Consider the following 12,838-nt stretch of genomic DNA (forward strand, 5'->3'; position numbering starts at 1 on the left):
CACGGCGGTGGGCTGGGCGGCACGGGCTGCGGGCCGGACTGTTACGGCTGCGGGCCGGGCGGTAGGCGCTGATCGGACTGTACGGCGGTGACGCGGACCGTACGGCGGTGATCCGGACGGTACGGCGGTGAGCCGGGTGCCCCCATCATCTCCGCTCGCCCGGCACCGGCTTGTCCACCCCGGGAAGCATATGTCAGGCTGCCTGACATTAGTGATGCCGAGGAACGGAGTCCCCATGACCATCGAGTACGCCACCCGCTACCGCCGCGCCTCGCGCATCCCGGCCGAGCCGGGGAAGCCGTACTTCATCGAGAAGGGCGAGGGCGACCGCGCCCACCTCTTCGGCGACCTGGTCACCATCTACGCGGGCGGCGAGCAGACGGAGAACGGGTTCAACTTCTTCACCGTCGAGGGCCCCAAGGGCGATGTCATCCCCGCCCATGTGCACCACGACACCTACGAGGTCTTCTACGTCACCGCCGGAGCCGTCCGGCTGTTCGTCGAGGACACCGGGGGAGCCCAGCAGGAGAAGCTGCTGACCCCCGGCGACTTCGGTTTCGTTCCGAAGGGGTGTCCGCACGCGTACCGCATGGAGCGGCACCACAGCCAGGTCACCGGCGTGGCCGCGGGCCCCGGCGGCACCTTCGAGCGCTTCTTCGAGACCCTCGGCGCACCGGCCGAACAGCTCGGGCTGCCGCGCGAGCCCGTCGTGCCGGCCCCCGAGAAGTTCGCCACCGTCCCCGGGCAGCACGACGTGCGTTTCCTCCCCGACCACGAGTGGCACACCCGGTGAGCCCCCCCGGGGCGCCTCCGGATCTTCCGCGCCCTCTCCTACGCAGCCCCGGCGCCCTCGGTGCGGAACTCCAGCTTTCCGTCCTCCACGTCGACCAGCAGCCGGGTGTGCGGGCTGAGTTCGCCGCCCAGCAGCATGCGGGAGAGCCTGTTGTCGACCTCGCGCTGGATCGTGCGGCGCAGCGGCCTGGCCCCGTACTCCGGCTGGTATCCCCGCTGCGCGAGCCATTCGACGGCGGCGGGGGCGAAGTCGACCGACAGATCCTGCGCGTGCAGCCGCCTCCAGGTCTCCTCCAGCAGCATGTCGGTGATCTGCCGCAGCTGTTCGTCGTCGAGCCTGCGGAAGATGACGATCTCGTCGATACGGTTGAGGAACTCCGGCCTGAAGTGCTCACGCAGCGGCCGGAGCACCCGCTCCCGCCGGGCGTCCTCGTCGGCCTCCTCACCGCCGCCACCGAAGCCGAGCACGGCGCCGCGCCCGGCGATGGCCTCCGAACCGAGGTTGCTGGTCATGACGATCACGGTGTTGGTGAAGTCGACCGTGCGGCCCTGCGAGTCGGTCAGCCGTCCGTCGTCGAGGACCTGGAGCAGGATGTTGAAGACATCGGCGTGCGCCTTCTCCACCTCGTCCAGCAGCAGCAGCGAGTACGGGTTGCGCCGTACCGTCTCGGTGAGCTGCCCCGCCTCCTCGTGCCCGACGTACCCGGGCGGGGCGCCGACGAGCCTGCTGACGGTGTGCCGCTCCTGGAACTCGCTCATGTCCAGGCGCACCATCCGGTCGTCGGTGCCGAACAGCGCCTCGGCCAGCGCCCGCGCCAGCTCCGTCTTGCCCACGCCCGTGGGGCCGAGGAAGAGGAAGCTGCCGATGGGCCGGTCCGGGCTGGACAGCCCGGACCGCGAGCGCAGCACGGCGTCGGACACGGCGGTGACGGCCTCGTCCTGGCCGATGACCCGGTGCCGCAGCTGCTCCTCAAGACCCAGCAGCCTGTCCTTCTCCTCCTGGGTGAGGTTGCTGACGGGGATGCCGGTCTGCCCGGAGATGATGTCGGCGATGTCCTCGACGGTCACCTCGGCGATGCGCTGCGAGGACTGCGTCTCGTGCCGCCGCTCGTCCTGGCCGATGCTCTCCTCCAGCTCCTTGAGCCGGTCGCGCAGCTCCTTGGCCCGCTCGTAGTCCTCCGCCGCGACGGCCTGGTCCTTGTCCCGCCTGACCTGCTCGGCCTCGCGCTCCAGGGCCCGTATGTCCGTTCCCCTGGTGGCCGTGCGCAGCCGTACCCTGGCTCCCGCCTGGTCCAGCAGGTCGATCGCCTTGTCCGGCAGATAGCGCCCCGACAGATAGCGGTCGGACAGCTCCACGGCGGCGACCAGCGCCTCATCGGTGTAACGGACCTGGTGGTGCGCCTCGTAGCGGTCCCGCAGGCCGCGCACGATCTCGATGGCGTCGGCCGTGGTGGGCTCGGGGACGAGGACGGGCTGGAAACGGCGGGCCAGCGCCGCGTCCTTCTCGATGTGCCGGCGGTGCTCGTCCAGCGTGGTGGCGCCGATGACGTGCAGCTCTCCCCGGGACAGCGGCGGCTTGAGCATGTTGCTCGCGTCCATCGAGCCGCCCTCGCCGCCGCCGGCACCGACGACCGTGTGCAGCTCGTCGATGAAGACGATCAGCTCGTCGCTGTGGGCGCGGATCTCGTCGATGATGCCGGAGAGCCGTTCCTCGAAGTCACCCCGGTAACGGGTACCGGCGACGACGCTGCCGAAGTCCAGCTCGACGACGCGGCGGCCGAGCAGGTTGTCGGGCACCTCGCCCTCCACGATGCGCTGGGCCAGGCCCTCCACGATGGCGGTCTTGCCGACACCGGCCTCACCGATCAGCACGGGGTTGTTCTTGCCGCGCCTGGCGAGGATCTCGATGGTCTGCTCGATCTGCTTCTCCCGGCCGATGACCGGGTCGATACGGCCCTCGCGGGCCAGCGCTGTCATGTCGCGGCCGTACTTGTCGAGGCTGGGGGTGTTGCTGCTGACCGCCTGGGCCCCGCCACGCGCCGGTGCCTCGGTCCCGCCCTGGCCGGCGCCGCCGTTGCCCGGCGCCGCCGAGCGGGGGTCGAAGCGGGCGGCGTTGAGGATCTGGCCCGCCGTGGAGTCCTGGTTGGCGGCGAGCGCGATCAGTACGTGCTCGGCGCCGATGTAGGAGGCGCCACGCGAGCGGGCGATCTCGTGCGCGTCCAGCAGCGCCCGCTTCACGGCGGGGCTGACGGCGAGGGACGTACGCGGCTGCTTGTCTCCGACCTCCCGGTCGATCTCGGCGGCGAGCGCGTCGGCGTCGGCCCCCGCCTTCATCACCATCGTGCGGGTCGGCTCGGAAGTGAGCGCCGCCCGCAACAGGTGCTCCGTTTCCAGGTCGCTGCTGCCGTGCTCGGCCGCGTACGAAGCCGCCTCGGAGACGAGCTGCCTGGCGGGCTCGCTCATCAGGCGGAGGAAGTCGAAGTACCGGGAATCGCCGCGCCGCCTTCCGCCCCCCGAGGGGCCTCCGCCCAGGAAACGCGCGATGAAGTCTCCGAACGGGTCCCGTCCGAAGTCGCCGGGACCCATGTACCCGCTGGTCATTGAGTATCCGTCCCGCTGACCCGACCGATACGGGCCACGCTGTGTCGGCTGCATGCGGCTAAGAGCTGCGGGACAGCCCTTGCGTCCCGGGGTTCCCAGGGGCGCCCGTACGACACATCCCCACGCGGGGCCCGTACGGCGGGGGACGCCCTGTCACCCGCCGTTGGTGTGTCGCGGCGGAGCGTCCGCAGCAACCCGGGCCGGCGTGCGTTTGCCGGTATGGAGGCGGGGGACTGAGGATGCGATCTCAAGGAGGGCGAACGCATGAATCGGTCCCGGTCGGCCGGGGGGCGCAGGTCCGCGATGCGCGAGCGGGTGGAGCGCGGTTTCCACGCCGTCGACGACCGGCTGCCGGTGGCCAACGGGAGCCGGGCGCTGCTGCGTAAGGCGTTTCCCGAGCACTGGTCGTTCCTGCTGGGCGAACTGGCGCTCTACAGCTTTCTCGTGCTGCTGCTGACCGGCACCTACCTCACGCTCTTCTTCGACCCCGACATGACGCAGACCCGCTACGCCGGGCCGTACGCGCCCCTGCGCGGCCAGGAGATGTCACAGGCGTACGCCTCGACGCTGGAGATCAGCTTCGAGGTGCGCGGCGGGCTGCTGATGCGCCAGGTGCACCACTGGGCGGCGCTGCTGTTCCTGAGCGCCATCGGCCTGCACATGCTGCGGGTCTTCTTCACCGGCGCCTTCCGCAAGCCGCGCGAGACGAACTGGCTGATCGGGGTGACCCTCTTCGTCCTGGCGCTGGTCGAGGGCTTCACCGGCTACTCGCTCCCCGACGACCTGCTCTCCGGTACGGGGCTGCGCATCGCGCAGGGCATCATGCTGTCGATCCCGGTGGTGGGCACCTATGTGGCGATGTTCGTCTTCGGCGGCGAGTACCCGGGACACGAGATCATCGAGCGGCTCTACCCGGTGCACATCCTCTTCGTACCCGGGCTGCTGCTCGCCCTGATCGCGGCACATCTGATCCTGGTGGTGGTGCTCAAACACACCCAGTGGTCGGGGCCGGGCAGAACCAACGCGAACGTGGTCGGGCACGCGATGTATCCGCAGTTCATGGCGCGCTCCACGGGTCTGTTCCTCACGCTCTTCGGGGTGCTGGTGCTGCTGGGCGGGCTGGCGCAGATCAACCCCGTGTGGAACTACGGGCCCTACCGCGCCGAGCAGGTCTCGACGGCCGCCCAGCCGGACTGGTACGTCGGATTCCTGGAGGGCTCGCTTCGGCTGATGCCGCCCTTCGAGACGGCGCTGTTCGGGCACACCGTCATGTGGAACGTGCTGGTGCCGGCCGTCGTCCTGCCCGGCCTGCTGTTCATGCTGCTGTACGCGTACCCGTTCTTCGAGAGGTGGGTGACGGGCGAGGACGGCACGCCCCACCTGTGCGACAGGCCCCGCAACCGCCCGGTACGTACGGGGCTCGGCGTCGCCGGGGTGACCTTCTACGGTGTGCTGCTGATCGCGGGGGGCAACGATGTCCTCGCCCACACCTTCGACCTGTCGCTGAACGCGCTGACGTGGACGCTGCGCGGCCTGCTGGTGGTGGCACCGCCTGCCGCTTTCCTGCTGACCAGGCACCTGGCCCTGGCCCTGCAGAGGCACGACGCCGAGCGGCTCGACGAGGGCGACGAGACCGGCAACGTACGGCAGTCGGTTGAGGGCACCTTCAGCGACGACCACCGGCCCCTCCCGCACGGGGAGAAGTACCGGCTGACGGCGCAGTCCTTCCCCCGGCCCCTCGGCGCCGACCCGGAGCGCGGACAGAGCCGAATGCGGGCGGCGTTCAGCCGCTGGTACTACCGCGACGCATCGCTGCCCGAGGAGAGCGGGGCCATCAGCAGGCAGCGCGCCGGCACGCGTGAGGACGGCGGCCGGGTCACGGCCGGGCCCGCGCGTACTGGAAGACGAAGCCGGCCACGGCGGCCCCGGTGATCCCGATCCCGATCACCGCGAGCCACAGTCCGAACACGATGCCGGTGGCCGTCGTCGCCGCACCGAACGCGAGGGTCACAGGCCAGGCGCTGCGGGGCGGGAAGAAGTCCAACGGGCCGCCCCGCTCCCTGATTTCGCCGCTCTTGCGGTCCTCGGGCCTCCTGCCGCGCCGCCTGTACTGCATGCCGAGGAAGAACGCGACGAGGCTCGCCATCAAGAAGGCGATGAACACGGCCGAGGTCCCCGCCGGATCCTCCGCGTACAGCCCGTAGGGGACGGTGACGCAGGCGAAGAAGACCGCGACACCGGCGAAGAGAATGGCCTCCGCCTTCATGACGGCCTCCGCTGCGACCCGGCGTCGTCCGCCTCGCGGCCCGCGGCGTCCGGAGCCGGAACCCCAGGACCGCGCGCGCCTCCGCCCACGCCCACGCCCGTGCCTCCACCGCCTCCGCCCGCGCCTTCTCCGGCCCCGCTTCCACCGGCCAGGTCGGCGTCCAGGCCGGCGCCGGAGTCCGTCCCGGAGGGGAAGCGCGCGGAGTCCGCCGGCCTCACCCCCTCGCTTTCCGGCGCCCCCGGCGCGACGATCGCGATCCGTTCGTCGGCTTCCGGATGGCGCAGCGAGAAGGTGGGCGAGTCGGAACGGATGCGGGGCAGCGCGTGGAAGTTGTGCCGCGGGGGAGGGCAGGAGGTCGCCCACTCCAGAGAGCGGCCGTAGCCCCAGGGGTCGTCCTCGGTGACCTTCTCCGCGTGGGTCGTGGTCCACCACACGTTGTAGACGAAGACCAGTGTGGAGACGCCCAGAAGGAAGGCGCCCAGCGAGGAGACGGTGTTGAGCGCCGTGAAACCGTCGGCCGGCAGATAGTCGGCGTAACGGCGCGGCATGCCCTCGGCACCCAGCCAGTGCTGCACGAGAAACGTGACCTGGAAGCCCACCAGGGTCAGCCAGAAGTGCACCTTGCCGAGGCCCTCGTTGAGCATGCGTCCGGTCAGCTTCGGCCACCAGAAGTAGAAGCCGCCGAACATGGCGAAGACCACCGTGCCGAAGAGCACGTAATGCAGGTGGGCGACGATGAAATAGCTGTCCGTCGCGTGGAAGTCCAGCGGCGGCGAGGCGATCAGTACGCCGCTGAGTCCGCCGAGCAGGAAGGTGACGAGGAAGCCGATGCCCCACAGCATCGGCGTCTCGAAACTCAGCGAACCCCTCCACAGGGTGCCGATCCAGTTGAAGAACTTCACCCCCGTAGGCACCGCGATCAGGAACGAGGTGAGGGAGAAGAAGGGCAGCAGCACGCCCCCCGTCGCGAACATGTGATGGGCCCACACCACGGCGGAGAGCATCGTGATGGCGGCGGTCGCACCGACCAGACCGATATAGCCGAAGAGCGGTTTACGGCTGAAGACGGGGAAGATCTCGCTGACGATCCCGAAGAACGGAAGCGCGACGATATAGACCTCCGGGTGCCCGAAGAACCAGAAGAGGTGCTGCCACAGAAGTGCGCCACCGTTCGCGGGATCGTAGATGTGCGCCCCGAATTTACGGTCCGCCTCCATCGCGAACAGGGCAGCGGAGAGCACGGGGAAGGCGAACAGCGCAAGAATCGACGTGAACAGCACGTTCCAGGTGAACAGCGGCATCCGGAACATCGTCATTCCCGGCGCACGCAGACAGATGATGGTCGTGATGAAGTTGACGGCGCCGAGGATGGTGCTCAGCCCTGAGACGATCAGCCCCATGGTCCACAGATCACCGCCCGTACCCGGCGAGTACTTGGGTCCGTGCAGCGGCGCATAGGCGAACCAGCCGAAGTCCGCCGCGCCTTGAGCGGTGAGCAGGCCCCCCACGACCATCAGGCCACCGAACAGGTACACCCAGTAGGTGAAGGCGTTCAGCCGGGGAAAGGCCACATCCGGCGCTCCGATCTGCAGCGGCATGATGGCGTTGGCGAAACCGGCGAACAGAGGCGTGGCGAACAGCAGCATCATGATGGTGCCGTGCACGGTGAAGAGCTGGTTGTACTGCTCGTGCGAGAACAACTGCATATGGGGCCTGGCCAGCTCGGCCCTCATCAGCAAGGCCATGAGGCCGGCCCCGGCGAAGAAACAGAAAGATGTGACGAGATAGAGATTGCCAATCACTTTGTGATCGGTCGTCGTCAGCCAGCGCAGCACCATTCAACTGTCTCCGTCCGGAACGCCTCGGGACTGCTTCCGCGACAGAAGTAGCCTTCCTCGGCGGCCGGAAACCGCTCGGCGGCGAGATGAACACCCCTGCATGAGAACCACGCCGGGGCGGCTCAGCGAGGGCGGTACCCGCGTCACCCGCACGGCCGCGTGCGGTGCGGCTGGCCGCTGGGCGCTAGTCGCTCAATTCCGCCTTGCCGAAGAAGGTGGCGTATCCGGAGGGCAGCTGGCTGATGAGGTGGTTGAGTTCCCCTCCGCTGACGGAGTCGGCCAGCGTGGAGAGCACCGCGCTCGCGTCCCATTCGGCGGTGCGGGTGTGCGCGCCCGTGCGTTCGGCGACCCGGTGCAGGAATTCCTCCACTCCGAAGGTTTCCGGGGCGCCGCCGTCCTGCCTCGCGACGCTCTCGCCGAGTTCCCCGGGCAACTGCGCCGCCAGGTCGTTGGCTTCCGGCGCTGTGATACGGACTCCGAGTACCGCGAGGACATCGCGGGTGACCTTCGCTGCCTCTTCTTGGCCGGCGTACTCGCCGCGCTCGCGGACCCGGGCCAGGAATTCGTCTTCACGCATAGGGGCGCCCCACAGCTTCGACGTTCGTCCGACCCGCGCAGAGGTTCCCTGGGCACCCGCGTACGAAACCCGGCAAACGGCCGGAGGGGACTCTCCTGAACGGCCGACGCTGGCTCGGCCCGGCCCGGCAGGGGGAGGCACATCGTTCCGGGCAGCCGATGCCGTGTCACCGCGGCGATGCGAGGTTCGGGGCATGACGGTCCGGGCGACCGGCGGCCCGGTAAGCCCCTGGGGCCAGGTCTTCCCGCGCCGGGCGCCATGGCTGCGTGGCCGACCCGTCCCCCACTGGCTCCCCCCTGGCCCCGCAACGAACCTGACCCTCAGCCCTGCGGCCCCCGGACTGACGACGAACCACGGGCCAATTGGCGCGACGAGCCGCGAGCACGTGTCGGTTTACGAGAAGCTGTGACAACTCCGGGCGGAGCAGTGCCGGCGCCGGTGCCGGTGCCGGTGCGGGGGTTGGGGCGGGCGCCGGGTGGCGTTGAGGTGTTCAGGGAGGCCGCAGTGTCGAGGACGGCGCAGGAGATCTTCGAGAGTTACGTATACGCCGGTGCCGTGAGCCGGGATGCCGATGCCCTTGCCGCGCATTTCACCGTGGACGGCGTCTTCGAGGCACCGCTCATGCCGGACGGCGCCGCGTTCCCCAGGCGGTTGGTGGGCCGGGAGGAGATCCGTAGCGGCATGGCGGCGTACTACGAGCGACAGGCGCGCGAGAACCGTGCGAACCGTGCGCCGAATCTGTCGAAGTCGGGATACGTGCTCCACACCACCTCCGACCCGGAGGTGTTCATCGCCGAGATCGACACCGTTTTCGACGGGGAGGAAACGGTCTTCGACGGGGAGGGAACGGTCTTCGGCGGGGAGGGAACGGTCTTCGACGGGGAGGGAACGGTCTTCGGCGGGGCGGGAGGAGACGTGACCGTTTCGCTGGTACAGATCTTCCGCGTACGCGACGGGAAGATCGCCCGGCTGCGGGACTACTTCGCGCCGGAGCTGATGAGCTGACGCTTCCTCGACCGGCGGCGCCGTCCCCGCAGGTCGCCCGGAACCTTCGGCGCCAACGGTGAGAACCGGATCTGACCCGCGCGTGGTTCCAGGTCCGTCAGCCGCCGGTGGTACACGCTGCGGCCCGGGGTGGCTCATGGTCCTCGACGAGCCCTCGGCCGGCCTGGACGCGGCAGCGGAACACGAGATCCACACCTCTCTGCGGGAGCACCGAGGGGCCCGTACGAGCCTGCTCATCTCGCACCGCCTCGGCAACCTGCGGGACGCCGACACCATCGCGGTCCTCACCGACGGAAAGGTCGTCGAACAGGGCGACCACGCCGCCCTGATGGCGTCCGGCGGCCGGTACGCGCAACTGTTAGCGCTCCAGGCGACGGGCTACCGGCAGGAGCCGGACGAACGTACGTCCCCGGGCGAACGTACGCCGCCGGGCGAACGCACGTCCCCGAGTGAACGTATGCCGCCGAGCGAACCGACCACCGTGGGAGCAGCCGACCAATGACCACGACGACTCCGGTGATGGCGCGGCCGGCCCCTCCCGTAACCACGGTTCTCGGCTCGCGTGGCGTGCCCGGCGTACTCAGCGCGCTCGGCGTACGCAGTGCGCTCGGCGTACTCGGTGCGCTCGGAGTGGCCGCCACCGCCGTGCTCGCCCGCCGGGCGCTGGTGTCCGTGACGGTGCGCGGCCGGAGCATGGAGCCCGCCTACCGCGACGGTGACCGTGTACTGGTGCTGCGCGCCCGCAGGCTCTCAACCGGCCGGGTCGTTGTCGCGGAGAGGCCAGGTCACGGGCACGTCTGGCCCGGACCAGCCCTGAGCCCTGGTGCACGGGCCACGGCGGTGGCGGAGCGCCAGTGGATGATCAAACGCGTGGGCGCACTGCCGGGAGAGCCCCACGCTCCTGACCTCGGCGAGAGCGGCGAGGTCCCCGGGCATGTGCCGTCCGGGCGCCTCGTCCTGCTCGGCGACAACCCTCAACACAGCGTCGACTCCCGCCAGTTGGGGTACTTCCCCGCAGAACGGGTCTTGGGAGTGGTACTGCTCACCCGCCCCCGCGCGCGCTCCGCCGCACCACCCTCCGTGTAAGAGCGTCGTCGCCGGCTCGTCGTCCGGGCCGCCCGCGGTGGCGGTCAGCCCGGCCGGCCCGCCGCCGACCACCCACCGGAACGGCTCGGATTCCGGCGGGTTCACGGGTTGACCACCGCCATCCAGATCGGCTCCGTACGCGACTGCAACGCGGCCATCGCGGGCCCGACCTCGGTGAGCGGGAAGCGATGGGAGATCAACTGCTCGGCGCGCAACGTGCCTTGGCGCAGCAGATCGAGCACCTGCCGGGCATCGGCCCGGGTGCACGCGCGCGTGCCGATGATCCGCCAGCAGTTCACCATGAGCACACTCGGAGGTATCAGCAGCGGTGTCCCGTTCGCTCCCATGTGGACGAGTGCGCCGCCCGTGGCGAGCGCGGCGAGCGCCTGGGCCGATGCCGGCCCCTCCGGTACGAAGTCGAGTACGGCGTCGGCACCTTCAGGGGCCAGCTCGCGCAGCCCACGAGTCAGACCCTGGGTGTCCGCCCAGTCCTCTGGCAGCTCGTCGAGGGCGAGGGTGTCCACGGACATTGGGCCGGCCAACGGCCGTACGGCCGCCAGCCGTTCGGCGCTGCGCCCGACCAGTATCAGACGGGCGACACCGAAGTGCGCCGCGAGTTTCACGGTGGCCGTGCCCATCGTGCCGGTCGCCGCTGTGACCACGAGCGTCCCGCCGAGCGGTGGCTGCGCCAGCTTCAGGGCACGTACGGCATTGGCGAGATCGTGCACCTTGGCGCCCACGTCGAAGCTCACGGCGCCGGGCAGCTCGTCGATCAGCCAGTGGGGTACGCACACGTACTCGGCCAGCGCGCCGTCGTGGTACGCGTCGTACAGCGGCGTCGGCACGTCACCGAAGGCCGCGTGCCCGATCATCGCCTGTTGCGGACACATCATGTCGCGGTCGCTGCGGCAGTACGTACAGGAACGGCAGTTGAGGTTCGGATGCACCCGTACGCGTGCGCCAACGGACACGTCCTCCACCTCGGCCCCCACCGCCGCCACCGTGCCCGCCGCCTCGTGGCCGAGCGTCGTCGGCAGATGCCGGAAGGCGCCCAAGGCCAGCAGCCGCGTCATTCCAGGAGCCAGACCGGCCGAGGCGACCTTGACGAGAACGTCCTGAGAACCTGGCTCGGGGACAGCGGTCTTCGCCAACTCCGGCGCGGCGGCGCCCTTCTGGACGCGTGCGGCCAACATCGAGGTCATGTGCGGCTCCTCAGCGCTCGAAGGTCGCGGTGCGCGCCGTCCCGGCCATCTGGGCCAGTTCGCGGGACGAGAGCACGCTGATGTGCTCGCTCGTGCCGGACACCACGCTGGTGTGGGCGACGCCGAGCGGGACGCGGACGAAGTCGCCGGGCCCCAACTCGACCGTCCCGCGCTGCGTGTACAGGGTCCTGCGCCCGCTGATCTGGTACTGGATCTCATCGGCGTCGACGGTGCGTACGTAGACGCGGGGCCCGCCGGCCACCGGGACCAGCCGTACGGTGCCCAGACGGAAGGAGCCGGACCGGTACAGCCACGTCGTACCCGCGGCCTCCGGCCCGGCCACGAGAACCGCCAACCGCTCCTTCTCGCCGTACACCTGCCCGAGCAGGCGCTCCTCGTCGACAGGGAACACGGCGAGGTCATGGCCCGGGGCGCCCATGCACTCGGTGACGGCCTCGTTGACCGGCTTCGGCTCCCAGCCGGGGAACGGCGGCATGACCGCCTCCGAACGCCGTACCGGTGCCTGCTCCTCGGCCACCGGCGCCGGCGTGTAGAAGAGCAGGTGGCTCTCGCGCCGCCCGTAGTTGTCGTGCGCCACACCACGCGGCAGCCGGGAGAACTCGCCGGCCCTGTGCTCCACGACCCCCAGCTCGGTCATGAGGGTGCGCTCGCCCGCGATCTGGTACGAGATCTCATCGACGTCGCAGTTGCGGTGGTAGAAGGGCTGCCGGTTGTCCATCGTCTGCCACTCGATGCGCAGTTGACCGCTCTCGTACACACCACGCGGCGGCGCGAACGGCTGAGCCGCGAACTCCTGCGGGAAGTGCACGACGGCCAGCGGCTCGTGCTCGCGGAAGAGCTCGACGGGGAACGGGCTCGGGCGAGGCGACGCGAGCAGCAGCGCCTCGTCGCGTTCGACGGTCCGCAGCGGCCCGTCGGAGCCGAACACGGCGAGCACCTCGGTAACGGTTCCCATGGGGCTTCCTCGTCTCAGGGAGGGCGTCGGGGGGACGGGGAGGAACAGAGGAGGCAGACGCCGGCGCCTCAGCGCCGTCCGGGCAGGCAACGCGTCGAAAAGGTGCGGGCGCCGTCCCGGCGACGACGGCCGGCCCCGAGCCGTACCTCGACGAGGACGCCCGCCCCACGCGAAGGCATGCCCCGCACGGTCGTACACGCGGCTCCCGAAGTCCACCCCTGCCGCCCGTGGCCCCGGTCCCTGGCAGAACGGTCGCTGCGACAAAGGCGACACGCCCGCCGAACCCGGAATCCCGACGGGGCGGTGGGCCGTGCCCACCCACACAACATGACAATCAACACAAAACTGGCGGCGGGCCGTGACAACTGCATCACGGCCCGCCGCCAGTTTGTACTGTCTGTGTCGGGAGGGGGACTTGAACCCCCACGCCCTGTAAAGGGCACTAGCACCTCAAGCTAGCGCGTCTGCCATTCCGCCACCCCGACCAGGTGTGCC

11 protein-coding genes and 1 tRNA gene are annotated in these 12,838 nt (G+C 70.0%); 5 read left to right on the forward strand and 7 right to left on the reverse strand.

Going from position 1 to position 12,838, the window contains the following annotated elements; translation table 11 throughout:
• Positions 1–235 precede the first annotated feature (235 nt).
• Entirely contained in the window at positions 236–793 is a 558-nt protein-coding gene (locus NMN56_RS31250) for a quercetin 2,3-dioxygenase (RefSeq protein WP_274038725.1), read from the forward strand.
• A 38-nt stretch (positions 794–831) separates the two neighbouring features.
• Here the strand turns inward: NMN56_RS31250 and NMN56_RS31255 are convergent, their stop codons facing one another.
• Positions 832–3,393: an ATP-dependent Clp protease ATP-binding subunit gene (locus NMN56_RS31255; protein WP_274038726.1), complete on the reverse strand. Its 2,562-nt coding sequence runs from the start codon at positions 3,391–3,393 to the stop codon at positions 832–834.
• A 264-nt stretch (positions 3,394–3,657) separates the two neighbouring features.
• Here NMN56_RS31255 and qcrB point away from each other — a divergent pair, with 264 nt between their 5' ends.
• Positions 3,658–5,325: a cytochrome bc1 complex cytochrome b subunit gene (gene qcrB / locus NMN56_RS31260; RefSeq protein ID WP_430542752.1), complete on the forward strand. Its 1,668-nt coding sequence runs from the start codon at positions 3,658–3,660 to the stop codon at positions 5,323–5,325.
• On the opposite strand, the gene ctaF is transcribed toward qcrB, so the two are convergent.
• From ctaF to NMN56_RS31275, 3 genes are all read right to left on the reverse strand, one after another.
• Positions 5,270–5,659 (reverse strand): aa3-type cytochrome oxidase subunit IV, encoded by a 390-nt coding sequence (gene ctaF / locus NMN56_RS31265; protein ID WP_274038727.1) that lies wholly within the window; start codon positions 5,657–5,659, stop codon positions 5,270–5,272. The genes qcrB and ctaF overlap by 56 nt on opposite strands.
• On the reverse strand, positions 5,656–7,497 hold the full coding sequence (gene ctaD / locus NMN56_RS31270; protein WP_274038728.1) for an aa3-type cytochrome oxidase subunit I: 1,842 nt from the start codon (positions 7,495–7,497) through the stop codon (positions 5,656–5,658). The genes ctaF and ctaD overlap by 4 nt, the downstream gene beginning before the upstream one ends.
• Positions 7,498–7,681: 184 nt before the next feature.
• The gene (locus tag NMN56_RS31275; RefSeq protein ID WP_274038729.1) at positions 7,682–8,074 is read right to left on the reverse strand and encodes a DUF2267 domain-containing protein; all 393 of its coding nucleotides are present in this window, start codon (positions 8,072–8,074) and stop codon (positions 7,682–7,684) included.
• A 504-nt stretch (positions 8,075–8,578) separates the two neighbouring features.
• Here NMN56_RS31275 and NMN56_RS31280 point away from each other — a divergent pair.
• The 3 genes from NMN56_RS31280 (at position 8,579) to NMN56_RS31290 (ending at position 10,165) form a co-directional block, all read left to right on the forward strand.
• Positions 8,579–9,079 carry a nuclear transport factor 2 family protein gene (locus NMN56_RS31280; protein WP_280842579.1) on the forward strand — a complete coding sequence of 167 codons (501 nt, stop codon included), beginning with the start codon at positions 8,579–8,581 and terminating at the stop codon, positions 9,077–9,079.
• Positions 9,080–9,215: 136 nt separating this feature from the next.
• The gene (locus NMN56_RS31285) at positions 9,216–9,581 is read left to right on the forward strand and encodes a hypothetical protein (RefSeq protein WP_430542753.1); all 366 of its coding nucleotides are present in this window, start codon (positions 9,216–9,218) and stop codon (positions 9,579–9,581) included.
• Complete coding sequence (locus tag NMN56_RS31290; protein ID WP_274038731.1) at positions 9,578–10,165, forward strand: S26 family signal peptidase; 588 nt, start codon at positions 9,578–9,580, stop codon at positions 10,163–10,165. The genes NMN56_RS31285 and NMN56_RS31290 overlap by 4 nt, the downstream gene beginning before the upstream one ends.
• 101 nt (positions 10,166–10,266) lie before the next feature.
• Here the strand turns inward: NMN56_RS31290 and NMN56_RS31295 are convergent, their stop codons facing one another.
• The 3 genes from NMN56_RS31295 to NMN56_RS31305 all read right to left on the reverse strand — a co-directional run bounded on the left by NMN56_RS31295 (position 10,267) and on the right by NMN56_RS31305 (position 12,828).
• A complete protein-coding gene (locus tag NMN56_RS31295) occupies positions 10,267–11,367 on the reverse strand; it encodes an alcohol dehydrogenase catalytic domain-containing protein (protein ID WP_274038732.1) in 1,101 nt (366 codons plus the stop codon).
• A 10-nt stretch (positions 11,368–11,377) separates the two neighbouring features.
• Positions 11,378–12,343 (reverse strand): cupin domain-containing protein, encoded by a 966-nt coding sequence (locus NMN56_RS31300; RefSeq protein WP_274038733.1) that lies wholly within the window; start codon positions 12,341–12,343, stop codon positions 11,378–11,380.
• A gap of 400 nt (positions 12,344–12,743) precedes the next feature.
• Positions 12,744–12,828 (reverse strand) — tRNA-Leu (locus NMN56_RS31305).
• Positions 12,829–12,838 lie beyond the last annotated feature (10 nt).

Source organism: Streptomyces iconiensis, assembly GCF_028657195.3.
In the GTDB taxonomy this organism is placed as follows: Bacteria; Actinomycetota; Actinomycetes; order Streptomycetales; family Streptomycetaceae; genus Streptomyces; species Streptomyces iconiensis.